This is a genomic window from Streptomyces sp. NPDC004134, assembly GCF_042874195.1.
Taxonomy (GTDB): domain Bacteria; phylum Actinomycetota; class Actinomycetes; order Streptomycetales; family Streptomycetaceae; genus Streptomyces.
On record NZ_JBIAMS010000002.1, the window covers coordinates 429,768 to 453,487 of the forward strand.

General features: G+C 74.4%; 19 protein-coding genes. 12 read left to right on the forward strand and 7 right to left on the reverse strand.

The window, feature by feature from the left end; all coding sequences use genetic code 11:
* Positions 1-49: 49 nt before the first annotated feature.
* The gene (locus ACFYVJ_RS05070; RefSeq protein ID WP_388886710.1) at positions 50-1,267 is read left to right on the forward strand and encodes a molybdopterin molybdotransferase MoeA; all 1,218 of its coding nucleotides are present in this window, start codon (positions 50-52) and stop codon (positions 1,265-1,267) included.
* A gap of 138 nt (positions 1,268-1,405) precedes the next feature.
* Positions 1,406-2,095, forward strand: a complete 690-nt coding sequence (locus tag ACFYVJ_RS05075) for a GntR family transcriptional regulator (RefSeq protein ID WP_125933826.1) — start codon at positions 1,406-1,408, stop codon at positions 2,093-2,095.
* Between the two features lie 187 nt (positions 2,096-2,282).
* Here the strand turns inward: ACFYVJ_RS05075 and ACFYVJ_RS05080 are convergent, their stop codons facing one another.
* From ACFYVJ_RS05080 to ACFYVJ_RS05095, 4 genes are all read right to left on the reverse strand, one after another.
* Positions 2,283-3,668, reverse strand: a complete 1,386-nt coding sequence (locus ACFYVJ_RS05080; protein WP_388886712.1) for an OFA family MFS transporter — start codon at positions 3,666-3,668, stop codon at positions 2,283-2,285.
* Between the two features lie 70 nt (positions 3,669-3,738).
* Entirely contained in the window at positions 3,739-5,877 is a 2,139-nt protein-coding gene (locus ACFYVJ_RS05085; protein ID WP_388886713.1) for an acetate--CoA ligase family protein, read from the reverse strand.
* Between the two features lie 3 nt (positions 5,878-5,880).
* Positions 5,881-7,110 (reverse strand): formyl-CoA transferase, encoded by a 1,230-nt coding sequence (gene frc / locus ACFYVJ_RS05090; RefSeq protein ID WP_388886715.1) that lies wholly within the window; start codon positions 7,108-7,110, stop codon positions 5,881-5,883.
* Positions 7,111-7,119: 9 nt separating this feature from the next.
* Positions 7,120-8,829 carry a thiamine pyrophosphate-binding protein gene (locus ACFYVJ_RS05095; RefSeq protein ID WP_388886717.1) on the reverse strand — a complete coding sequence of 570 codons (1,710 nt, stop codon included), beginning with the start codon at positions 8,827-8,829 and terminating at the stop codon, positions 7,120-7,122.
* 165 nt (positions 8,830-8,994) lie between these two features.
* On the opposite strand from ACFYVJ_RS05095, the gene sucC reads away from it, so the two are divergent.
* From sucC to ACFYVJ_RS05120, 5 genes are all read left to right on the forward strand, one after another.
* Positions 8,995-10,128, forward strand: coding sequence for an ADP-forming succinate--CoA ligase subunit beta (sucC, locus tag ACFYVJ_RS05100; protein WP_388886719.1), 1,134 nt, complete (start codon positions 8,995-8,997; stop codon positions 10,126-10,128).
* 5 nt (positions 10,129-10,133) lie between these two features.
* Positions 10,134-11,009 carry a succinate--CoA ligase subunit alpha gene (sucD, locus tag ACFYVJ_RS05105; protein WP_388886720.1) on the forward strand — a complete coding sequence of 292 codons (876 nt, stop codon included), beginning with the start codon at positions 10,134-10,136 and terminating at the stop codon, positions 11,007-11,009.
* Entirely contained in the window at positions 11,006-11,440 is a 435-nt protein-coding gene (locus tag ACFYVJ_RS05110; protein WP_388886722.1) for a carbonic anhydrase, read from the forward strand. The genes sucD and ACFYVJ_RS05110 overlap by 4 nt, the downstream gene beginning before the upstream one ends.
* A complete protein-coding gene (locus ACFYVJ_RS05115; protein WP_388886724.1) occupies positions 11,437-12,972 on the forward strand; it encodes an aldehyde dehydrogenase family protein in 1,536 nt (511 codons plus the stop codon). Before ACFYVJ_RS05110 ends, ACFYVJ_RS05115 begins: the two co-directional genes overlap by 4 nt.
* Before the next feature lie 124 nt (positions 12,973-13,096).
* Positions 13,097-13,918 carry an SGNH/GDSL hydrolase family protein gene (locus ACFYVJ_RS05120; RefSeq protein ID WP_388886726.1) on the forward strand — a complete coding sequence of 274 codons (822 nt, stop codon included), beginning with the start codon at positions 13,097-13,099 and terminating at the stop codon, positions 13,916-13,918.
* Here ACFYVJ_RS05120 and ACFYVJ_RS05125 read toward each other — a convergent pair.
* Together ACFYVJ_RS05125 and ACFYVJ_RS05130 are read right to left on the reverse strand one after the other, a co-directional pair.
* Entirely contained in the window at positions 13,902-15,524 is a 1,623-nt protein-coding gene (locus ACFYVJ_RS05125; protein WP_388886727.1) for a glycerol-3-phosphate dehydrogenase/oxidase, read from the reverse strand. The two genes, ACFYVJ_RS05120 and ACFYVJ_RS05125, sit on opposite strands and share 17 nt — an antisense overlap.
* Positions 15,521-16,120, reverse strand: coding sequence for a TetR/AcrR family transcriptional regulator (locus ACFYVJ_RS05130; RefSeq protein ID WP_388886729.1), 600 nt, complete (start codon positions 16,118-16,120; stop codon positions 15,521-15,523). The genes ACFYVJ_RS05125 and ACFYVJ_RS05130 overlap by 4 nt, the downstream gene beginning before the upstream one ends.
* Before the next feature lie 19 nt (positions 16,121-16,139).
* On the opposite strand from ACFYVJ_RS05130, the gene ACFYVJ_RS05135 reads away from it, so the two are divergent.
* Positions 16,140-17,810, forward strand: a complete 1,671-nt coding sequence (locus ACFYVJ_RS05135) for an FAD-binding oxidoreductase (protein ID WP_388886731.1) — start codon at positions 16,140-16,142, stop codon at positions 17,808-17,810.
* A gap of 126 nt (positions 17,811-17,936) precedes the next feature.
* A complete protein-coding gene (locus ACFYVJ_RS05140; RefSeq protein WP_388886733.1) occupies positions 17,937-18,728 on the forward strand; it encodes a diacylglycerol/lipid kinase family protein in 792 nt (263 codons plus the stop codon).
* 75 nt (positions 18,729-18,803) lie between these two features.
* Here ACFYVJ_RS05140 and ACFYVJ_RS05145 read toward each other — a convergent pair whose 3' ends face one another.
* Complete coding sequence (locus ACFYVJ_RS05145) at positions 18,804-19,880, reverse strand: S1 family peptidase (RefSeq protein ID WP_388886734.1); 1,077 nt, start codon at positions 19,878-19,880, stop codon at positions 18,804-18,806.
* Between the two features lie 399 nt (positions 19,881-20,279).
* Between ACFYVJ_RS05145 and ACFYVJ_RS05150 the strand changes: the two genes are divergently transcribed.
* The 3 genes from ACFYVJ_RS05150 to ACFYVJ_RS05160 all read left to right on the forward strand — a co-directional run bounded on the left by ACFYVJ_RS05150 (position 20,280) and on the right by ACFYVJ_RS05160 (position 23,529).
* The gene (locus ACFYVJ_RS05150; protein ID WP_388886735.1) at positions 20,280-21,173 is read left to right on the forward strand and encodes a universal stress protein; all 894 of its coding nucleotides are present in this window, start codon (positions 20,280-20,282) and stop codon (positions 21,171-21,173) included.
* Positions 21,174-21,424: 251 nt separating this feature from the next.
* Entirely contained in the window at positions 21,425-22,582 is a 1,158-nt protein-coding gene (locus ACFYVJ_RS05155; protein WP_388886736.1) for a winged helix DNA-binding domain-containing protein, read from the forward strand.
* 329 nt (positions 22,583-22,911) lie between these two features.
* The gene (locus tag ACFYVJ_RS05160; protein ID WP_388886738.1) at positions 22,912-23,529 is read left to right on the forward strand and encodes a transglycosylase SLT domain-containing protein; all 618 of its coding nucleotides are present in this window, start codon (positions 22,912-22,914) and stop codon (positions 23,527-23,529) included.
* Positions 23,530-23,720: the final 191 nt, after the last annotated feature.

The window sequence follows — 23,720 nt, forward strand, 5'->3', positions numbered from 1 at the left end:
CTTCTACGGCGGCCCGTTGGGCCGCGCCGCAAACCGCGGGAGGCCGCTCATGACGACGCTCGGAACCACTCCCCCGCCCCGCACCGCGCACGCCGCCGCGCGGGGCTGGCCGGAGGCGCGCGCCGCGGCGCTGGCCGCGGGCGGCCCGCTCGACGTCCGCGACACCCCGCTGCGCCGGGCCCACGGGCGGGCGCTCGCCGAGCCGTTGACTGCCCGCGCGCCGCTGCCGGCGTTCGACACCGCCGCGATGGACGGCTACGCCGTGGCCGGCCCCGGGCCGTGGACCGTCGCCGGGCGGGTGCTGGCGGGGCAGGAGCCGCCGGTGGCGCGGCTGGCGGCCGGGCGGGCGCTGGAGGTCGCCACCGGCGCCCGGGTGCCCGAGGGCGCCGAGGCGGTGCTGCCGTACGAGGACGCCCTGCGCACCGGTGCGTCGGTGGCCGGCGCCGTGGCGCCGGGACGGCACGTGCGGCGGCGCGGCGAGGAGTGCCCGGCCGGAGTCGAGGTGCTGCCGCCCGGCGCCGTGCTGACCCCGGCGGCGCTGGGGCTCGCCGCGAGCCTCGGGTACGACCGGGTCGCCGTGCACCGGCGCCCCCGGGTCGCGCTCCTCGTCACCGGCGACGAGCTGGTGCGCCGCGGCACCCCGCCGGCCGGCCGGGTCCGCGACGCGGTGGGGCCGCTGCTGCCCGGCGTCGTGGCCTGGGCGGGCGGCGCGCCGCAGCCCGTGACGTATCTGCCGGACGGCCGCCCGCCGCTGACCGCCGCGCTGACCCGGGCGGCGGCCGGGGCCGACGCCGTCGCGGTGTGCGGCGCCTCGTCCCGCGGCCCCGCCGACCATCTGCGCCCGGCGCTGGCCGACTTGGGGGCGGACCTGCTCGTCGACGGGGTGGCCTGCCGGCCCGGGCATCCGCAACTGCTGGCCCGGCTGCCCGGCGGCGGGCCGCCGGTCGTCGGCCTGCCGGGGAACCCGTACGCGGCCTTCGCCGCCTGCCTGACGCTGCTCGTACCGCTCCTGGAGCGGCTGGCGGGCCGCACTCCCCCGCCGCCCTGGCGCACCCGGCTCGCCCCGGCCCCCGCCGCGGGCTCCCGCGCGCCCGCCCCGCACCCGCGCGACACCCGGCTCGTCCCGGTGACGCTCGACGGCACCCGCGCCGTCCCGGTCGGCCACGACCGCCCCGGGCTGCTCTGGGGCGCGGCGGCGGCGGACGCGGTGGCGGTGCTGCCGCCGGGCGGCGCGGACGAGGTGGAGTTGCTGCGGCTGCCCCGCTGACACCGCACCACAAATGGTGTGAACTTCCTCACCACGGGGGGCACTCATCGTTCATCCACGCTCTCGGTAGACTGTAGACAAAAGCCAATTCGCCTTTCCGATGGGTTCCGGACGGGGCGACAGAGGGTGGGGAGATCGATGCTGTCCCAGGGACTGCCCCAGGGGGCGATGCCGCGGCTCGAGCGGCCGGGCCCCCTGCGCGAGCGGGTGTACGAGGCCCTGCTCGAGCTGATCATCACGCGCACCCTCCCGCCGGGACAGCACTTGGTCGAGACCGAGTTGGCCGGCCACCTCGGCGTCTCCCGCCAGCCCGTGCGCGAGGCGCTGCAGCGGCTCAACACCGAGGGCTGGGTCGATCTGCGCCCCGCCCAGGGCGCGTACGTGCACGAACCGACCGACGCCGAGGCCGACCAGCTCCTGGTCGTCCGCGCGCTGCTGGAGACCGAGGCCGCCAGGCTCGCCGCCGCCAACGCCTCCGGCCAGGGCATCGCCCGGCTGGAGGAGCTGTGCGCGACGGGCGAACGGGCCGTGGCGGCCGACGACCTGGAGGCCGTCGTCGCCGCGAACCTCGCCTTCCACGCGTACGTCATGGAGCTGGCCGGGAACGCCGTGCTGGCCGAGCTCGCCGCCCAGGTCGAGCGCCGCGTCCGCTGGTACTACACGCCGGTGGCCCGGCAGCGCGGCGCCCAGTCGTGGATCGAGCACCGCGAGCTGATCGCCGCCGTGCACGACCGCGACGAGGCCCGCGCCCAGGAGGTCATGCGCGCGCACACCGAGCACACCCGCCGCTCGTACCACCAGCGCCAGCACGACGACCACCCGCGCTAGGGCCTGTCGTCGATCTCCCGTCGTTCGCCCGGAGCCGCAGACGGGAGATTGACGACAGGTCCTGGGCCCCGGCCGGGTAGCGGTCGGCCGGGGCCTCGTCATGCGGGTTCCGCTCCTCGCGGGTTCCGCTCCCGCCGGAGCGGAACCCGGGCGGCGGAGCCGCCGGGTCGGGGACCGGGACCCGGGGCTAGTCCGTCTCTCTGCTGATCGGCCGCGGGTTGGGCTCGATGTCCTTCAGCCGCGGCCGTCCCGGTGGGGTCAGGAACAGCGCCATGAAGCCGGCGAAGAGCGAGATGGAGCCCGCCAGCGTGAAGGCGCCGGAGTGCCCCCAGGCGCCGACGACCACGGAGCCCATGCCCGCGCCCAGACCGGAGACGAGCTTGGCGCTGTAGACCATGCCGTAGTTCGAGGCGTTGTTGTTCTCGCCGAAGTAGTCCGCCGTCAGCGCCGCGAACATGGGGAAGATCGCGCCGCCGCCGAAGCCGGAGATCGAGGAGAACACCAGGAACAGCGGCAGGTTCTTCATGTCGGCCGACCACAGGATGCCGTACTGGGACAGGCCCAGCACGATGCACACCACGATCAGGCAGCGCTTGCGGCCGTAGAGGTCGGACAACCAGCCGATGACGCCGCGGCCGGTGCCGTTGACGACGGCCTTGAGCGACATGGCCGTGGCCACGACCCCGCCGGCGAAGCCGGCCTCGTCGCCGATGTCCACCTGGAAGGCGATGCCGAAGATGTTCACGCCCGACGTACACGCCAGGCAGAACCACATCAGCGTCACCCGGCCCGTCGCCCACGCCTCCTTGGGGGTGTACTGCTTGACCGCGGGCGGGTTCATCTTCAGCGAGCGGGCCGCCCGCGGGTCCTTCGGCGGGTTGAGCGGGTCGATCTCTGCGGGCCACCAGTTCTTCGGCGGGTCCTTGAAGAAGAACCCGGCCGTGCCCACCATCAGCGCGAGGAAGAGCCCGACCGAGACCAGCACCCAGCGGAAGTTGGTCAGGTCCATGTAGCCGGTGAAGAGGAACACGAAGGGCACCGAGCCGTAGGCGAAACCGCCGTTGACGAAGCCGGTCTTGCCGCCCTTGCGCTCCGGGTACCACTTGCCGACCATGTTGACGCAGGTCGCGTAGACCATGCCGGCGCCCATGCCGCTGAACATGCTGAAGCCGATGTACGCGACCACGACGTGCGGCGCGTACGCCAGGGACAGATAGCCGAGCAGGGTGCCGGTGGCGCCCAGCATCATCGCGAAGCGGGCCGGCAGCTTCCCGGTCTCGCGCAGCTTCCCGGCCGGGAAGGCGACCGCGGCCTGGAAGAACACCCACACGGTCATCATCCAGAAGATGTGCCCGCTGGCCCAGTGGTGCGCGGTGTGGAGCGTGTCCTCGGCGGAGGCGAACGCGTACTCCGCCGAGCTGATGCCCATCATGCCCACCCACGGAAGGATGACCATCCACTTCCGCTTGCGGCCCATGATGTCGACGTCGGACTCGCCTATCCGATAGGTCCTGCCGTTTCTGTCGGTCACCTCCCGGTAGGGGAGGACCGACCGGTCTTCGGTTGTCGTCATGGGTTGCACCCCTTGTATCGAGAATCCGGTCAGCGCCCCCTGTCCTGATCTCTGCGGTGGTGCGGGTGGTTCAGGCGAGCAGCCCCGCCGCTCTCGCCCAGCGGTACTTCGCGCCCAGTACCGCGACCGGCTTCTCGGTCGTGTACGGGTACGCGACGACACCGCGCTCGAAGAGGTACGCGCTCGCCTCCTCGACCTCCGTGTCGCCCGCGAGGGACGCCACGACAGGCTTGACGTTGCCCTTGGCCCGCTCCTCCGCCACCACGCGGGCGGCGAGTTCGGCGAAGACCATGGGCGGGGTGACGATCGTGTGCCAGTAGCCGAGGACCAGCGCGTGGATGCGCGGGTCGGTCAGGCCCAGCCGGATCGTCGCCTCGTACGTGGCCGGCGGCTCGCCGCCGGTGATGTCGATCGGGTTGCCCGCCGCCCCGAACGGCGGGATGAACCGCATGAACGCCTCGTCCAGGTCGGCCGGGATCTCCATCAGCCGCAGCCCGTTGTCGACCACGGCGTCGGAGAGCAGCACCCCGGAGCCGCCGGCGCCGGTGATGACGACGATGTCGTCGCCCTGCGGCGTGGGCAGCACGGGCAGCGCGCGGGCGTACTCCAGCATGTCGTTCAGGCCCGGCGCGCGGATCACGCCGGCCTGGCGCAGCACGTCGTCGTAGACCGCGTCGTCGCCGGCCAGTGCCCCGGTGTGGGAGCCCGCGGCCTTCGCGCCGGCGGATGTGCGGCCGGCCTTGAGGACGACCACGGGCTTCTTCCGCACGGTGGCGCGGGCGGCGTCGACGAAGGCGCGGCCGTCCTTCAGGTCCTCCAGGTGCATCGCGATGCAGGTGGTGTTCTCGTCCTCGCCGAAGTAGGTGAGGAGGTCGTCCTCGTCCACGTCGGACTTGTTGCCGAGGCCGACGATCGCGGAGACGCCGGTCTTCGTGGTCCTGGCGAAGCCGAGGATGGCCATGCCGATGCCGCCGGACTGGGAGGTCAGCGCCACGCCGCCCTTCACGTCGTACGGCGTGCAGAAGGTGGCGCAGAGGTCCTGCCAGGTGGAGTAGTAGCCGTAGATGTTGGGGCCCAGGACGCGGACGCCGTGCTCGGCGGCGATGTCCACGATCCGGCGCTGGAGTTCGTGCTCGCCGGTCTCGGCGAAGCCCGACGGGATGAGCACGGCGTTGGGGACGCCCTTGCGGCCCACCTCCTCCAGGGCGGCCGGGACGTACGCCGCGGGGATGGCGAAGACGGCGACGTCGACCTCGCCCGGCACGTCGGCGATGCTCTTGTACGCCTTGCGCCCCAGGATGTCGTCGGCCTTGGGGTTGACGGGGTGGATGTCGCCGGGGAAACCGCCGTCGACGAGGTTGCGCATCACCGAGTTGCCGATCTTGCCGGTCTCGTTGGAGGCGCCGATGACGGCCACCGAGCGCGGCTTCATCAGCCGGTTCATCGCCGTCAGGATCTCCTCGCGGCTGAACCGGCGGCGTGCCTCGGGCTCCCCCTCGCCGAGCAGGATCCGCACGTCGGCGGCGAGCGCGCCGTCGGGGGTGGCGATCACGGGGTTGAGGTCGACCTCTGCGATCTCGGGGAAGTCCGCGGCGAGCTCCGAGACCCGGCGGATCTGGTCGGCAAGCGCCCGCCGGTCGACGGCCTGCTCGCCGCGCACGCCGCGCAGCACCTCGGCGGCGCGGATGGAGTCGAGCATGCCGGCGGCCTCGTCCCCGGTCACCGGCGCGAGCCGGAAGGTGACGTCCTTCAGCACCTCGACCAGCACCCCGCCGAGGCCGAACGCGACCACCTTGCCGAAGGTGGGGTCGGTGACGGCCCCGACGATGACCTCCCGGCCCGCCGGCAGTTGCTGCTGGACCTGCACGCCGTCGATCCGGGCGGCCGGGTCGTACGCGCGGGCGTTGGCGACGATCCGCGTGAACGCCGCGCGTACGGCGGCGGCGTCGGCGAGGCCGACCTCCACTCCCCCGGCGTCGGTCTTGTGCACGATGTCCGGCGAGACGATCTTCAGCACGACCGGCCCGTCGAAGCCGTCGGCCAGCGCCACCGCCTCCTCCACGTCCCCGGCGAGTCCCTCGCCGGGCACGGCGATGCCGTACGCGTCCGCGATCCGCTTCGCCTCGGGGGCGGTGAGCGCGGTGCGGCCCTGGGCGCGTACCTCCGCGAGCACGTCGCGGACCGCCGCGGTGTCCTTGGCGCCGTCCATTTCTCAGATCACTCCGTCCGTCTTGAGGCCGGCCATGTCCTCGGCGGTCAGGCCCAGTTCGCTGCCGTAGATGTCGTGGTTGTGCTCACCGAGGAGCGGGGAGCGGCGGATGGCCGCGGGCGAGTCGGAGAGCCGCAGCGGGCTGCCGACGGTGACGTACGTGCCGCGCTCGGGGTGCTCGACCTCGACGACGATCCCGTTGTCCCGCAGGCTGGCGTCCTCGATGATCTCCTTGGTGGAGAGGATCGGGCCGCACGGGATGTTGTGCGCGTTGAGCTTCTCCAGCACCTCCCACTTGGGCAGGGTGCTCGACCACTCCTCGATGAGCTGGAACATCTTGCCTAGCTTCGGCAGCCGCGCCTCCGGGGTGGCCCACTCGGGGTCCTCGGCCAGCTCGGGGCGGCCGATCAGCTCGGTGAGCGGCTGCCAGCCGACGGGCTGGACGATGACGTACACGTAGTCGTTGGGACCGCCGGGCGCGCAGCGGACCGCCCAGCCGGGCTGGCCGCCGCCGGAGGCGTTGCCGGAGCGCGGCACCTCGTCGCCGAAGTCCTCGTTGGGGTACTCGGCGAGCGGGCCGTGCGCCAGCCGCTGCTGGTCGCGGAGCTTGACCCGGCAGAGGTTGAGCACGGCGTGCTGCATGGCGACGTTGACGCGCTGGCCGCGGCCGGTGCGGGTGCGCTGGTAGAGCGCGGCGAGGATGCCGGCGACGGTGTGCACGCCGGTGCCGGAGTCGCCGATCTGCGCGCCGGTGGCCAGCGGCGGGCCCTCCTCGAAGCCGGTGGTGGCCATGGAGCCGCCCATGGCCTGGGCGACGACCTCGTACGCCTTGAAGTCGGTGTACGGGCCCTCGCCGAAGCCCTTGATCGAGGCGTAGACGATGCGCGGGTTGATCTCCTGGATCCGCTCCCAGGTGAAGCCCATGCGGTCGACGGCGCCGGGGCCGAAGTTCTCCACCAGCACGTCGCTGCGGCGCACCAGCTCGGTGAGCAGTTCCTTGCCGCGCGGGGTCTTGGTGTTGAGGGTGATGCTGCGCTTGTTGCCGTTGAGCATCGTGAAGTAGAGGCTGTCGACGTCCGGGAGGTCGCGCAGTTGCTTGCGGGTGATGTCTCCTGCGGGCGCCTCCAGCTTGATCACGTCGGCGCCGAGCCAGGCGAGCAACTGCGTGGCGGAGGGCCCGGACTGGACGTGGGTCATATCGAGGACGCGAACGCCCTCAAGGGCCTTCGTCATGGGGTCACCTCACTTGTACATGGTCTGGTTCATGGTTCCGGGGGCGTACGCGTCCGGGTCGACCCAGACGTTGACGAGCGACGGCTTGCCGGACTCGCGGGCGCGGCGCAGCGCGGGGCCGATCTCGGCGGGGTCGCGGACCTCTTCGCCGTGGCCGCCGAGCATGCGGGCGAACTCGTCGTACGGGACGTCGCCCAGGGTGTTGCCGACGCGCTCGCGCTCGACGCCGTACTTGGCGGCCTGGCCGTAGCGGATCTGGTTCATCGAGGAGTTGTTGCCGACGATGCCGACGAACGGCAGGTCGTAGCGGACGAGGGTCTCGAAGTCCCAGCCGGTGAGCGAGAAGGCGCCGTCGCCGAAGAGGGTGACGACCTCCTTGTCCGGCCTGGCCTGCTTGGCGGCGAGCACGAACGGCACGCCGACGCCGAGGGTGCCGAGCGGCCCGGGGTCCATCCAGTGGCCGGGGCTGCGGGGCTGGACCACCTGGCCGGAGAAGGTGACGATGTCGCCGCCGTCGCCGATGTAGATGGAGTCCTCCGTCAGGAAGTCGTTGATCTCGCTGACCAGCCGGTACGGGTGGATGGGCGAGGCGTCGGAGGTGAGCTGCGGCAGCCGTTTGGCGCGCGCCTTCTCCTCCACCGCGCGCAGCTCCTCCAGCCACTCCTTGCGCTTGGCGGCGCCGCCGTTGAGGCGTCCCGACGCGGCCTGCGCGGCGGCGGCGAGGACGAGTCCGGCGTCGCCGACGATGCCGAGGTCGATGTCGCGGTTCTTGCCGACGGTGCGGTAGTCGAGGTCGATCTGCACGACGGTCGCGGTCGGCGAGAGCCGCCTGCCGTAGCCCATCCGGAAGTCGAAGGGCGTGCCGACGATGACGATGAGGTCGGCCTCGGTGAAGGCGTACCTGCGGGAGAGCTGGTAGTGGTGCGGGTCGCCGGGCGGCAGGGTGCCGCGTCCCGCGCCGTTCATGTACGCGGGCACGTTCAGGGCGCGTACGAAGTCGATGGCGGCGGCGGTGCCGCGGGTCGTCCAGACCTGGCTGCCGAGCAGCACGGCCGGCTTCTCCGCGTGCACGAGGAGGTCGGCGAGCTTCTCGATGGCCTCGGGGTCGCCGGCGCTGCGGGTGGAGGCGCGGTAGTGGCCGGCCCGGGGTATGCGCGCCTGGTCCACCGGGACCTTGGCGTCGAGGACGTCGCGCGGGATCTCCAGGAAGGACGGTCCGGGGGCGCCGTGGTAGCACTCCCGGAAGGCCATGGAGACCATGTCCGCGACCCGCGCGGTGTGCGGCACGGTGGCGGCGAACTTGGTGATCGGCGCCATCATGTCGACGTGCGGCAGGTCCTGGAGCGAGCCCATCTTGTGCTGGGTCAGGGCCCCTTGGCCGCCGATGAGCACCATGGGGCTCTCGGCGCGCAGGGCGTTGGCCACGCCGGTGACCGCGTCGGTGGTGCCGGGGCCCGCGGTGACGACCGCGCAGCCGGGCTTGCCGGTCAGCCGGGCGTATCCGTCGGCGGCGTGCGCGGCCACCTGTTCGTGCCGTACGTCGACGACCTCGATGCCCTCGTCGACGCAGCCGTCGTAGATGTCGATGATGTGGCCGCCGCAGAGCGTGTAGATGACCTCGACGCCTTCTGACTTGAGCGCCTTGGCGACGAGGTGGCCGCCGGAGATGTGGCCGGGGTCTCCGGGGGTGCCGGGGGTGCCGGATGTGCCGTCGGACATGGGGAGTTCAGTCCCTTCACCGGTGCGTTCGCTGTCACTCTGTACATTGCATACAGGACACGAATACTGTATGCAGACGGTTATCCCGCATCGGTGAGTCGATGTCCAGGGGGCGTGCACCGGAAATCTCCAAGTCGGATGCGACCAACGGAAGGTGCCCTTGAGATGGATCTGTTCGAGTACCAGGCGCGGGAGTTGTTCCGCAGGCACGGCGTTCCCGTGCCCGACGCGGCGGTGGCATCGGACCCGGCGGGGGTCCGGGCGGCGGCCCGGGTGCTGGGGGGCGGGACGGTGGTCAAGGCCCAGGTGAAGACGGGCGGCAGGGGCAAGGCGGGCGGCGTGCGGCTCGCCCCGGACGCGGCGGCGGCCGAGGCCGCGGCGCGGGACATCCTCGGCATGGACATCAAGGGCCACCGGGTGGACAGGGTGATGGTCGCGAGGACCGCGGACGTCACCGCCGAGTTCTACGTCGCGTTCCTGCTGGACCGCGCCGCGGGCACGTTCCTGGCGATGGCCTCGGCGGAGGGCGGCATGGACGTCGAGGAGGTCGCGGCGGCCCGTCCCGAGGCGCTGGCGCGGATCCCGGTGGACCCGGCGGAGGGCGTCACCGAGGCGGTCGCGCGGCGGATCGCCACCGCCGGCGGGCTGCCCGCGGCGGCGGTGCCCGTACTGGTGGCGCTCTGGGAGGTGTGCACGGCGGAGGACGCGCTGCTGGTCGAGGTCAACCCGCTGGTCACCACCGCCGACGGCGCCGTCCTGGCGCTGGACGGCAAGGTGACCCTGGACGACAGCGCCGGCTTCCGGCACCCGGAGCACGCGGCGTACGACGTGCCGGACGAGGCCGGCTCGCTGGAGGCGACGGCGCGTGCCAAGGGGCTCAACTACGTGAAGCTCGACGGCCGGGTCGGCATCGTCGGCAACGGGGCAGGGCTCGTCATGTCGACCCTCGACGTGGTCGCCAGGAACGGCGCCGCGCCCGCCAACTTCCTCGACATCGGCGGCGGCGCCTCCGCGGACGTCATGGCCGACGGCCTCAGCGTGATCCTCGCCGACCCCGACGTGGAGTCCGTCTTCGTCAACGTCTTCGGCGGCATCACCGCCTGCGACGCGGTCGCCGACGGCATCGTGCGCGCGCTGGAGCGGATCGAGCTGACCCGCCCGCTGGTGGTCCGCCTCGACGGCAACAGCGCCGAGCGCGGCCGGCAGATCCTCGCCGCCGCCCGGCACCCCCAGGTCACCCAACTGGACACGATGGACGGCGCCGCCGCGCGGGCGGCCGCCGTACCGGCAAGGAGCTGATCCGCATGGCAGTCTTCCTCACCGCGGCGAGCAAGGTCGTCGTCCAGGGCATGACCGGCGCCGAGGGCCGCAGGCACACCCGGCGGATGCTGGCGTCCGGCACCGCCGTCGTCGGCGGGGTCAACCCCCGCAAGGCGGGCACGAGCGTGGCGTTCGACGACCGGGAGGTCCCGGTCCACGGCACCGTCAAGGAGGCCGTCGCCGCCACCGGCGCGGACGTGTCCGTGGTCTTCGTGCCGCCGCCGTACGTCAAGGACGCCGTCGACGAGGCGGTCGACGCCGGACTCGGGCTCGTCGTCGTCATCACCGAGGGCGTCCCCGTCCACGACACCGTCGCCTTCCGGGCCCGCGCCGAGGCCGCCGGCGTACGGCTCGTCGGCCCCAACTGCCCCGGGCTGATCTCCCCCGGCCTGTCCAACGCGGGCATCATCCCCGCGGACATCACCGGCCCCGGCCGGATCGGCCTGGTGTCGAAGTCCGGCACGCTCACGTACCAGTTGATGTACGAGCTGCGCGATCTCGGCTTCTCCACCTGCGTCGGCATCGGCGGCGACCCGGTCGTCGGCACCACCCACATCGACTGCCTGCGCGCCTTCGAGGCCGACCCGGACACCGAACTCGTCGTGATGATCGGCGAGATCGGCGGCGACGCCGAGGAGCGGGCCGCGGACTACATCAAGGCCGACGTGACCAAGCCCGTCGTCGGCTACGTCGCCGGCTTCACCGCCCCCGAGGGCAAGACCATGGGCCACGCCGGCGCCATCGTCTCCGGCTCCTCGGGCACGGCCCAGGCGAAGAAGGAAGCGCTGGAGGCCGCCGGCGTACGGGTCGGCACCACCCCGTCGGAGACGGCGCGGCTGGCCCGCGAGGCGCTGGGATGAGCGGCACCGAGGACCTGCTCGCCCGGCGCCGGGGCGGCGCGGCCCTCGCCCCGCTCGATCCGGCCGCCCGGGCACCGGCCAGCAAGGTCGCCGTGCTGGCCTGCATGGACGCCCGGCTGGGCGTGGAGGCCATGTTCGCGCTGCGGCCGGGCGACGCCCACGTCATCCGCAACGCGGGCGGGTGCGTCACCCCCGACGCGCTCGACTCGCTGCGGCTCAGCCAACTGCGCGGCGGCACGCGTGAGATCGTGCTCGTCCACCACGAGGACTGCGCGGCCCTCGACGAACCGGCGGCCGACCTCGTGCGCTGCCTCGGCCTGCTCGCGGCGAGTCCCCGGCTGCCCCACAGGGACGTGGTGCGCGGCTTCCTCTACACGCGCGGCGGCGAGCTGCGCGAGATCCGCCCCGGACGAGCGGAGACACCCTCGTGACCCTCATCCTCAAGCCCGGCACGGCGTGGCCCGACGTCTGGGCACGCTGCCTCGCGGCGGCGCCCGAGGCGTTCCGCGACGAGCGGGTGCTGAACCACTGGAACGGCGTCTGGCGGGCCGACGGCCGCCCGCTTCCCGCCACTTCGCCGGTGGACGGCACGCCGATCGCGGGGCCGCCCCGGCTGGACGCGGACACCGCGCACGCCGCGGTACGCACCGCTCTCGACGCCCACAGGAGCTGGCGGCACCTGCGGCTCGCGGAGCGCAAGGCGCGGGTCTCGACGGCCCTGGACGCCATCGAGGAGCACCGCGACCTGCTCGCGCTGCTCCTCGTCTGGGAGATCGGCAAGCCCTGGCGGCAGGCCACGGCCGACGTGGACCGCGCCGTGGACGGCGTGCGCTGGTACGTCGAGGAGATCGACGGCATGCTCGCGGGCCGGACCCCGCTGCCGGGCCCCGTCAGCAACATCGCGAGCTGGAACTACCCGATGAGCGTACTCGTGCACGCCATGCTCGTCTGCGCCCTGGCCGGCAACGCGGCCATCGCCAAGACCCCGACCGACGGCGGCCTGGCGTGCCTGACCCTGGCCTGCGCGCTGGCCGTGCGCGCGGGCGTGCCGCTGACGCTGGTCTCCGGCAGCGGCAGCGAGCTGTCCGAGGCGCTGGTACGGGCGCCGGAGCTGGGCTGCGTGTCCTTCGTCGGCGGGCGCGACACCGGCGGGCGGGTGGCCGCCGCGCTGGCCGACCTGGACAAGCCGCACGTGCTGGAGCAGGAGGGGCTGAACTGCTGGGGGGTGTGGAACTACTCGGGCTGGGCCACGCTCACCCCGCAGGTGCGCGCCACCTTCGACTACGCCAAGCAGCGCTGCACCGCCTATCCCCGGTTCGTCGTCCAGCGCGCCGCCTTCGCCGACTTCCTGGCGGCGTACCTGCCGGCGGTCGGCTCCGTACGCGTCGGGCATCCGCTGGCGGTGGCGCGGCCCGGCGACCCGCTGCCCGACCTGGACTTCGGGCCGCTGATCAGCGCGGCCAAGGCCAAGGAGCTGGCGGACCTGGTGGCGCACGCGGTGGACCGGGGCGCGGTGCCGCTGTACCGGGGGCGGCTCGCGGACGCGCATCTGCTGCCGGGCCAGGACACCTCCGCGTACGCCGCGCCGGTGACGTTGCTGGACCCGCCGCCGGCCTCGCCGCTGCACCACGCGGAGCCGTTCGGCCCGGTCGACTCGATCGTGCTGGTCGACACCGAGGCGGAGCTGCTGGCGGCGATGAACGCCTCCAACGGCGCCCTGGTCGCCACCGTCTCCTGTGACGACCGGGAGTTCTACGACCGGGTGTCGCCGCAGATACGGGCGTTCAAGACGGGCCGCAACGCGCCGCGTTCGCGCGGGGACCGGGCCGAGCTCTTCGGCGGCTCCGGCGCCTCGTGGCGCGGCGCGTTCGTCGGCGGGCACCTGCTGGTGCACGCCTTCACCGAGGGCCCGGCGGGCGAACGCCCGCCGGGCAACTTCCCCGATTATCAGCTCATGCCCTGATGAACTCCTGTAACAGGGATTGAACGGCGCATCACGGGCGCACAGTTGCGACTTGGCATGGACATGGGTTTCAGGGGGCAGGGTGTGGTTACCACTCGGTACAACCTCACCCCCAGGGGGTTCCATGAGAACTACCCGGCCCTTGCGGCTGCTGCTGGGCTTCCTCGTCGCCACCACAGTGGCGCTGCTCGGCAGCGTGCCCGCGCAGGCCGCCGAGAGCGCGGCCGGCTCGAGCGCCTACGCCGAGAACTACGTGGCGCTCGGCGACTCCTACGCCTCCGGCGTGGGCGCCGGTTCGTACGACTCGGCGAGCGGCGACTGCAAACGCAGCAACAACGCCTACCCGGTGCTGTGGAAGAACGCGCACGCCCCGGCGTCCTTCTCCTTCACCGCCTGTTCCGGCGCCCGCACGGGCGATGTCATCAACAACCAGCTCGGTCCCCTCAACTCCGGCACCTCCCTCGTCTCCATCAGCATCGGCGGCAACGACGCGGGCTTCGCCGACGCCATGACCACCTGTGTGCTCCAGGGCGAGTCGGCCTGTATCAACCGCATCAACCAGGCGCGCACCTATATCGAAGGCACTCTTCCCGGGCGGCTGGACGCGGCTTACAACGCGATCACCGCCCGCGCCCCCAACGCGCAGGTCGTCGTCCTCGGCTACCCGCGGATGTACAAGCTGAGCGGCGGCTGCTTCTTCGGCATCAGCGAGCGCTCCAGGGCGGCCATCAACGGCGCCGCGGACGCGCTGAGCGACGTCACCGCCAAGCGCGCGGCCGACCACGGCTTCGCCTACGGCGACGTCCGGCCGGCGTTCTCCGGGCACGAGATCTGCTCGAACAGCGAATGGCTGCACAGCGTCACCTTCCCCATCGGTGACTCGTACCACCCCACGGCGGCCGGGCAGTCCGGCGGCTACTACCCCGTGTTCAACGCCCTGGCCTGACCGCCACGGGCACCGCGGACAGCACCTCGCGGGCGGCCGCCACCGCGGCCGCCCGCTCCGCCGCGACCAGCCCCAGCCGGGTGCGCCGGTCCAGCAGGTCGGCCTCGTCGAGCGCGCCTTCGTGGCGTACGGCCCACACCAGCTCGGCGCCGGTGACCGGATACCCGGGGACGACCGGCGCGGCGAGCGCCGGCGCGGCGGCGGCCAGCGCCTGCACCGCGGGTGCCTCCGTCCCGTAGCGCTGCACCAGCCGGCGCGGCGCGTCGAGCCCGGCCAGCTCCGCCGCGGGCGCGGCGCCGACGAGCGGCAGCCGGGCGGTGCGGCAGGCGCCCGCGGTCAGTCCCGCGCAGGACACCGCCGTGTCCACCGCGTCCTCCGCCATCCGCCGGTACGTCGTCAGCTTGCCGCCGACGACGGTGACCACGCCGTCCGGGGAGGTGAGGATCGCGTGCCGGCGGGAGAGGTCGGCGGTGCTGCCGTCGCTCTCCAGCAGCGGGCGCAGCCCGGCGAACGCGCCGACGACGTCGGACCGGCGCACCGGCACGTCCAGCGCGGAGTCCAGGACGTCCAGCAGGAAGCCGACGTCGGTCTCCGGTGCCGCCGGCACGTCCGGCACCTCGCCGTCGACCGGCTCGTCGGTCAGCCCCACGTACACCCGGCCGTCGTCCTGCGGCAGCACCAGCGCGAACCGTCCGGTCGCCCCCGGGATGGGGATGTGCACCCCGGCACCGCCGGGCTGGCGCCCCATCCCCAGCGCCTCGGCGCGCAGCACCAGATGCGTGCCGCGCGAGGGGCGCAGCCGCACCCCAGGCACCAGCGAACCGGCCCACACCCCGGCCGCGTTGACGACCGCGCGGGCGCGGATACGCAGCCGCTCCCCCGTCGTCTCGTCGCGGACCACCGCGCCGGAGCCGGTCAGCTCCACCGCCCGGACCCGGGTCAGCACCCGGGCCCCGTATCCCGCGGCGGTCCGCGCGACGGCCGTCACCAGCCGGGCGTCGTCGGTCAGTTGCCCGTCCCAGGACAGCAGCCCGCCGCGCAGCCCGTACCGCCGCAGCCCGGGCACGAGCTGCCCGGTCTCCACCGCGGAGAGCCGGCGGGGCGGGGGCAGCGCCGCGCGGGAGGTGCGCGCCGCGGCGCGCAGCAGGTCGCCCGAGCGCAGCCCGGCCCAGGCGACGGCTGCCTGCGCGCGGGTGGTGAGCGGGGTGAGCGGGATGACGAACGGCTGGGCGTGCACGAGGTGGGGCGCGATGTGCTCCAGCAGCGCGCCGCGCTCCACCGCGCACTCGCGGGCGATGCCGACCTGGCCGGAGGCGAGGTAGCGCAGCCCGCCGTGGATGAGCTTGCTGCTCCAGCGCGACGTGCCGAACGCGAGGTCGTGCGCGTCGATCGCGGCGACGGAGAGACCGCGCGCGGCGGCGTCCAGGGCGACGCCGGCGCCGGTGGCGCCGAGCCCGACGACCAGCAGGTCGACGCGCTTGCCCGCCGCAAGTCCGGCCAGCTCGCGGGCGCGGCGGCCGGCGTTGAGGGAGAAGTCCCGGGGGGCGCCGGCCGCGCTCGCGGCGGCGCTCGGGTCGGTGGGCTGCCCGGCGGGCCGCACGGTCATGGCGAGAGCATCCTCTCCAGCACCCCGCGCAGCTCGTGCTCGAACGCGGCGGTGCCGAGGTCGGGGTCGTCCTCCTCGGTCATGGTGCGCATGGAGAAGGTGAAGGACTGCACGACGAGCAGCGCGGCCCTGGCCTGCCGCACCGCGTGCCCCTCGCGTACGGAGCCGTCGGCGTGGCCCTTGCGGACGTCGTCGGCGATCAGGTCGAGCAGGACGTCCTGGCTGGCGCCGCGGCGGTCGAGCATGTACGGCAGCAGCAGTTCGGGGTCGACGTCGAGGATTTTCCGGAACAACGGGTGCGCGCGCAGCGCGCGCGAGCCCTCCGTGAGCCCTGCGACGAGCGTCTCGCGCGCGTTCGCCGCGCCGCCCGCGGCGGGCAGCGCCCCGCGCGCGACGTCGATCCACTCGCGCGTCATGAGATCGCCCACGAGGGACTGCACGTCGGGCCAGCGCCGGTACAGCGTCATCCGCGACACGCCCGCGCGGCGGGCCACGTCCGTCAGCGTGGTGCGGCGCACGCCCACGGCCAGGACGCAGTCCCGCAGCGCGTCGAGCGCGAGGTCGTCCAGCGAGGGCTTGTGACGTTTCGACTTCACCTGTCACAGTGTAACGAGGATGGCGGCGGAGGAAACCCCTCCGGCCGGGGTGGTGCACCCGTACGGGAGGTTCGCGGTGGACATGCGGTGGAACGGGTGGGGCGACCCCGGGCAGGCGGCGCCGCTCCCCGACGGCGTCCGCGACCTGCTGCGCGACCTGCTGGGGGTGCGGCCCGCGGACACCCCGCCGGTGGCCCTCGACGACCTCGCGGTGCCGCCGCCGCGGCTCGGCGCGGACGTCCTCGACGCACTCGCGCACGCGGCCGGCGGCGCGGCGCACGTACGCACCGACGCGGCGAGCCGGGTGCGGCACACCCGCGGCAAGTCCACGCCCGACCTGCTGCGCATCCGCGCGGGGGAGGTCGCGGACGCGCCGGACGCGGTGGTGCTGCCCGGCGGCCACGACGAGGTGCTGGCGGTGCTGCGCGCCTGCGCGGCGCGGCGGGTGGCGGTGGTGCCGTTCGGCGGCGGCACGTCGGTGACCGGCGGGCTCGCGCCGTACGCGAACGGGAGCGGCTTCTCCGGCGTGGTCGCCCTCGACCTGCGCCGGCTGGACCGGCTGGCGGCGCTCGACGAGGTCGCGCGCACCGCGGAGCTCGACGCGGGCCTGCGCGCGCCGGAGGCCGAACGGCTCCTCGGCGAGCGGGGGTTCACCCTCGGGCACTTCCCGCAGTCCTTCGAGTGGGCGACCGTCGGCGGCTTCGCCGCGACCCGCGGCAGCGGCCAGGCGTCCGCGGGCTACGGGCGGTTCGACGAGATGGTGGTGGGCCTGACGGTGGCGACGCCGGAGGGCACGCTGCGGCTCGGCCGCGCGCCGCGCTCCGCGGCGGGGCCGGATCTGCGGCAGTTGGTGCTGGGTTCCGAGGGTGCGTTCGGGGTGATCACCTCGGTGACCGTACGGGTGCGGCCGCTGCCGCAGGTACGGGCGTACGAGGGCTGGCGGTTCGGCTCCTTCGACGCGGGCGCGGCGGCGCTGCGCGCGCTGGCGCAGGACGGGCCGCTGCCGACGGTGCTGCGGCTGTCCGACGAGACCGAGACCATGGTGGGCCTGGCGCGCCCGGAGGACCTCGGCGCGCCGGACGGTTCCGCGCCGGGCGGCTGCCTGGTCGTGACCGGGTACGAGGGCGCGGCGGGCGAGGCGGCGGACCGCCGCGCGGCGGCGCGGGTCGTGCTGCGGGCGGCGGGCGGGGAGTTGCTGGGCGCGGAGCCGGGTGAGTCCTGGGCCGCGGGCCGCTACCGGGCCCCGTACCTGCGCGACGCGCTGCTGGACGCCGGGGCGTTCGCGGAGACGCTGGAGACGGCGGCCTTCTGGCCGGCGCTGCCCCGGCTGTACGAGGCGGTGCGCGGGGCGCTCACCGAGACGCTGACGGCGGCGGGGACGCCGCCGCTGGTGATGTGCCACATCTCGCACGTGTACGAGACGGGCGCGTCGCTGTACTTCACGGTGGTCGGCGCCCGCGGCGGCGACCCGCTGGGTGCGTGGGAGCGCGCCAAGGGCGCGGCGAGCGACGCGATCCTGGAGTGCGGCGGCACGATCAGCCACCACCACGGCGTGGGCACGGACCACCGTCCGTGGTACGCCCGGGAGATCGGCCCGCTGGCCGTGGCGGCGCTCCGTGCGGTCAAGTCGACGCTGGATCCGGCGGGCATCCTCAACCCGGGGGTGCTGCTGCCGAGGGCGGACGAGTGAGCGGGCGGCGGCGCCCGCGGGCCCCGTTCGGTACGGGACGGCCGACCGGCCGGTGCGCGGGCCGCCCTCCCCCGACGCGCAGGTGACCTCCTGACCGCCGTACGCACCATCGAACCGGAGCCCGCCATGCGCCGCTTCACCGCCATCGTCAATCCCGCCGCCGGCCGGGCCGCCGGGGCGGCCGCGCTCATTCCGCTGGCCCGGGCGCTGCGAGGGGCGGGGGCGCAGGTCGAGGCGGAGTACAGCCGGGGGTTCGGGCACGCCGCCGAGCTGGCGGAACGCGCCGCGGGGGCGGGACGTACGGTGCTCGCGGTCGGCGGCGACGGCATGGCCGGGACCGTGGCCGGGGCGCTCGCGGAGAGCGACGCGGTGTGCGGGCTGGTGCCCGGGGCGGTGGGGCGCAACGCGGTCGCGCGGGCGCTGGGGCTGCCGCGGGCGTCGGAGGAACTGGCGGAGCTGCTGCTGCACGGCGAGCCGCGGCCGGTGGACGTGCTGCGGGTCGAAGGCGAGGCCCCGTCCTTCGCGCTCGGCGCGGTGTGGATCGGCGCGGGCGCGGCCCGTACGGCACCGGGCCGGGCGCTGGCGTCGCGGCGGTCGGCGCTCTTCCAGGTCACGGTGGACGGCACGCCGTACGAGATGCGCGGCCACACCGCCGTCCTCGCCAACGCCCCCTGCCCCGGCGCCCCGGAGGCCCCCGACTCCGGCCCCGGTGTCCGGCTCGACGACGGCGCGCTGGCCGTCGCCGTCCTCGGCGGCGGCCCCGGGCGGCCGACGCGGGCGCGCGGGGACATGCTGCGCGGGCGGAGCGTGCGCGTCGAGGCGGACCGGCCGATGCCGTACGCCGCCGACGGCCTCCCCGCGCCCGGACTGCCGCTGACCGCGCGGGTCCTGCCGGGGGCGCTGCGGGTGCTGCGCTGACGGCCGGGCCCCCGGCACCGTGCGGTGCCGGGGGCCCGGGTCGTACGTGCTGCGCCGGTGCGCGAAGCGCTCCGGTTACGGGATGGTGGCCCCGTACTCGTCGAGGGCCGCGACCACCGGCTCGAAGAACGTCTCGCCGCCGTTGGTGCAGTCGCCGCTGCCGCCCGAGGTCAGGCCGATCGCGTCGCTGCCCGCGAAGAGCGAGCCGCCGCTGTCGCCGGGCTCGGCGCAGACGTCGGTCTGGATCAGACCGTCGACCGTGCCCTCCGGGTAGGTCACCGACACGTCGAGCGCCACGACGCTGCCGTCGTGGAGCTGCGTGGTGCTGCCGCTGCGCTGCACGGTCTCGCCGACCGTGGCCTCACGCGCGCCGGTGATCTCCTGGGCGCTGCCGTCGTAGGTGTCGACCTCGCTGGGGTGCTCGACGTCCGCCGTGTACTTGACGAGCGCCCGGTCGTTGCCCGGGAAGGTCGCGCCCTCGGCCTCGCCGATGACGGGCCCGCCCGAGGACTCGGACCACGAGCTGCCGCCGAGTTCGACGCAGTGACCGGCGGTCAGGAAGTAGGGCTCCCCGTCCTTGGTCACGTTGAACCCGAGCGAGCAGCGGGAGCCGCCGGTGTAGATGGCGTCGCCACCGGAGATGTACGGCTTGAACGTGCCCGCGGTGCGCTTGAGCACGGCCTTGCCGTCCTGCGCCGCGACCTCCCTCTTCAACTGGGCCAGTTCCGCGCCCTCGACCGTGCTGTCGGCGGTGACGACGACCTGGTTGGTGACCGGGTCGAGCGCGCGCGACGTGCCGGCGGTGGCGCCCTGCGTGAGGTCCGCCTTCGCGGACTTGAGCTCCTTCGTGGTGTGGTCGACCGTACGCGCACGGGCGCCTGCCGCCTCGGCCTGCTCGGCTGCCTCGTCGGTCACGACGTTGACGACGAGTTCCTTCGCCTGGGCGTCGTAGTACGCCCCGGCGGCCCCGCCCTTGAGGTCCTGGACGAGGGTGCCGGCGAGTTCGCCCGCGGCTGCCGACGACAGCGTGTCGGCGACGGGCTCACTCGGGCTGGCGTTGGCGGTGGCGAGCGTCAGACTGCCGGCGATCAGCGCGGCGGCGCCGACGCCTGCGATGGCGTACCGGCTCTTGGATATGGCTCGATACCTCAACGTGCTGCCTCCTATGGGGGGTTGGATCCGCCCGGCGACGGGCGGACTCTGGAGGATTTAGTTGGACATGCGCATGCCAAGCAGCGAACAGATTTATCACTGCCAGACAACTCGCCGAGTATGACTAACTCGTGAGTAGCACACAAGGCCACTCTCCTTGTGCGCCCGATCACTTGAGGCCGGGGCAACGGAACGCGTCCGGCTGCGCGCCCGTACGGGCCCGGGCGCGGGCGGTGTTGCCCGGCGCACACGGGGCGCGCGGCGCGCGCCGTGCTCCCCCGAGGTACCCCGAGCACCGGCGGCGACGGCGGGAGAGGGCGCCCGCGGGGCGCGCCCCAGCCGTCAAGGGGAAGTGCGCCCCCTCGCCCGCGCCGGGCGCGGTGTGCAAGCCTCGTGGTCATGAGAAAGCTGGTGGCAGGGGTGGACGGCTCGGACGCGAGCCTCGCGGCGCTCGACTGGGCGGTGGCCGAGTCGGTCCGGCGCGGGGCGGAGCTGCGGATCGTGTACGCGCCGCTGTGGGAGCCGTACGAGCGCACGTGGCCGGAGTTCACCGCCACCCGGCCGCGCGGCCGGAGCGTGGCGGAGCACGTCCTCGTGACCGCGGCCGACCGCGCCCGCGAACAGGGGCGGGGCATCGAGGTGGAGGCGGAGCTGCTCTCCGGCGACCCGGTGCCGGCGCTGCTGCGCGAGGCCGAGAAGGGCACGGTGCTGGTCGTCGGCGACCGCGGCCGCGGCGGGCACGACGCGCTGCCGCTGGGCTCGGTGGCGCTGACGGTGGCGGCACGGGCGGCCTGTCCCGTGGTGGTGGTACGGGGTGAAGGGGCGGCGCGGCGCGGCGAGTTCGGCCGGGTCGTGCTCGGCACCGGCAACGACGGGGCGGAGCCGGCGGCGGTGGACTTCGCGTTCCGGGCGGCGCAGGCGCGCGGCTGCAGGGTGACGGCGGTGCACTCGTGGCGCTCGCCGGAGCGGGGCGTGGCGACGCACGCGCACACCCTGGGCGGGGCGCCCGACCCGCGGATGCGGGAGGCGGAGTGGGCGCTGGGCCGCGCGGTGCGCGCGGCGGTGGAGCGCCATCCGGACGTACCGCTGGAGCGGCAGTCGCCGGAGGGCCTGGCGCGGGACACGCTGCTGACGGCGGCGGCCGAGGCGGACCTGGTGGTCCTCGGCGCCCGCCGCACCCCGCTCGCGGACGCGACGGCGGGCGCGGGGGCGACGGGCATACAACTGGGCCCGGTCAGCCACGGGGTGCTGCACCTGGCCCCGTGCCCGGTGGCGGTGGTCCGGGAGGACTAGGAGAAGCAGCGGGAAGAGAAGACCGGAGAGACAAGAAGACAAGAAGAGGGGGACAAGGGGGGACAGGAGAGGGGACAGGAGGGGGGACAGGAGGGGGGACAGGAGAGGGGACAGGAGGGGTGACGGCCCGGCGGGGCGTCCGGCGCCGCCGGGCCGTCCGGGCACCGGCGAGGGCGGCCGGCGTACCCGCGCCGGGCCGCACCCGCCGTCGCGTACGGGCCGGTGTCAGACCCGCTCCGTAGGGTGGCGGCATGGTGATCACCACCGCGCAGCGCCGCGCCCGCCTCGCGCACCGCCAGTTGCTCGCCGGCCCGGCCCGCGCCGCGTCGCCCGAGGAGGTGGCGGCGGCGCTCGGGGGGCTGCACGCGACCGACTCGCCGACCGTCGCGCTGTCCGCCCGCGCCCGGCTGCGCGAGCCGTCGCTGGCCGCGCTGGACCGCGCGCTGTACGAGGAGGGGTCGCTGCAGCGCATGCACGCCATGCGGCGCACGCTGTGGGTGGTGCCCACGGAGCTGGTGCCCGTGTTCCGCTTCGCCGTCGGCGAGACCGTCGCCGCGCGCGAGCGCGCGCTGCTGGTGAAGCAGCTCGGCACCGCCGGGCCGCAGTACGGCGAGGCGTGGCTGACCGCCGCGCAGGAGCGGGCGCTGGCCGCGCTGGCGGAGCTGGGCGAGGCGAGCGCCGCCGAGGTCACGGCGGCGGTGCCGGAGCTGGCCCTGACGTACACCCTCTACCCGGGGAAGCCGTACGAGTCGCACCCGCGGGCCGGCAGCGGGGTCATGCGGGTGCTGGGCATGGAGGGCCGGATCCGGCGCACCCGGCCGCTGGGCGGCTGGACGTCGGGGCAGTTCCGCTTCGCCGTGGCACCGCCGGTGGCGCCGATGGATCCGGCGCGGGCGCGGGCCGAGCTGGTGCGGCGCTGGCTGGCGGCGTTCGGGCCGGGGACGCTCGCGGACGTCAAGTGGTGGACCGGGCTGCCGCTGGGCCAGGTCAGGGCCGCGCTGGCGGAGCTGGGGGCGGAGGAGGCGGCGCTCGACGAGGGCGTGGGGTACGTGCTGCCGGGCGATCTCGGCGAGGATCCGGACCCCGGCCCGTGGGCGGCGCTGCTGCCCGGCCTCGACCCGGCCACGATGGGCTGGCGCGACCGCGACTGGTACACGGACCCGGCCCACCGCACGAGGCTCTTCGACAGCGCGGGGAACGCCGGGCCCACGGTCTGGTGGCGGGGTGAGATCGTCGGCGCCTGGGCGCAGCGCCGGGACGGCGCCGTCGTGCACCGGCTGCTCGCCGACCGCGGCGCCGAGGCCCGCCGGGCCGTGGCCGCGGAGGCGGAGCGGCTGGAGGGCTGGCTCGCGGAGCAGGGGCTCGTGGTCAGCTTCCCGGCGCCGATGACCAAGGAGCTGACCGGCTGACGCCCCGCTCCCGGTATCCGCGGGTCCGGTGGTTTGTAGGCAAAGAGATAGAGATGCCGGTTTTGGCGAGTAGCGCCCGCTTTCATTTGTGACCTCGCCCACATGGGCTGCGTCACATACGAAGCGCGGTCGTACTCCGCCTCCCGGCACGGGGGCGCGCGGCGCCCCAGCGAGGGGGCATCCTTTCCGGCTTGTCGCACTATGAGCGGTAGTAACAGGGGTGCGTGACATTCCCGGTTTGTGTCCGTTAAAACTTCCCGAGTCGCCCGTTTTCGTCGACTCCGGGCGGCTGTCCCCCCACGTAGGCACACGGAAAGAGACCCGCTCACATGTCTGCTCCCACCCTTCTGCGACCCGCCGCCGCCCGCCGACGACTGCTGGCCGCAGGCGGCTGGGCCGCCGCGGCCGTCGCCCTCACCGGCGTGGTCGCGCCGCAGGCCGTCGCCGCCGCGCCGCAGAGCGCCGCCCCCGCCTCCGCCCACGCCTCCGCACCCGCCAAGCCCTCGGCGCCCTCCAAGGCCCAGGCGCCGTCCAAGGCCCCCGCGCCCTCCAAGGCCCCCGCCGCCCCGTCCAAGCCCTCCGCACCGTCCTCGTCGTCCTCGTCGGCCGCCACCCACGCGACGACCGGCGACACCCTGGACGAGTGGATCAAGCAGGCGATGGACGTCATGGACCGCCACGGCATACCCGGCTCGTACGACGGGATCCACCGCAACATCATCCGCGAGTCCAGCGGCGACCCCCGCGCGATCAACAACTGGGACATCAACGCCATCAACGGCGTCCCCTCGCAGGGCCTGCTGCAGGTGATCCCGCCCACCTTCGACGCCTACCACGTGACCGGCACTACCAAGAGCATCGTCGACCCGGTCGCCAACATCGTCGCCGCGTGCAACTACGCCGCCGACCGCTACGGCTCGATCGACAACGTCTGGGGCGCCTACTGAGCCCGCCGCGCACCGTCCCCCCAGCGGCCCGCCCCGCGCGTACGTGATCCCCGGGACCCCGCCGTCCGGCACTCTCTCTCCCCCCGCCGGTCGACGGGGTCCCGGCTTCCCGTACGCCCGTCACACCGGCTACCGGAATTCACCCTTCCGGTAGCCGGTACTGCTTTCTCCGGGGTCCCGCCCCAGGTCAG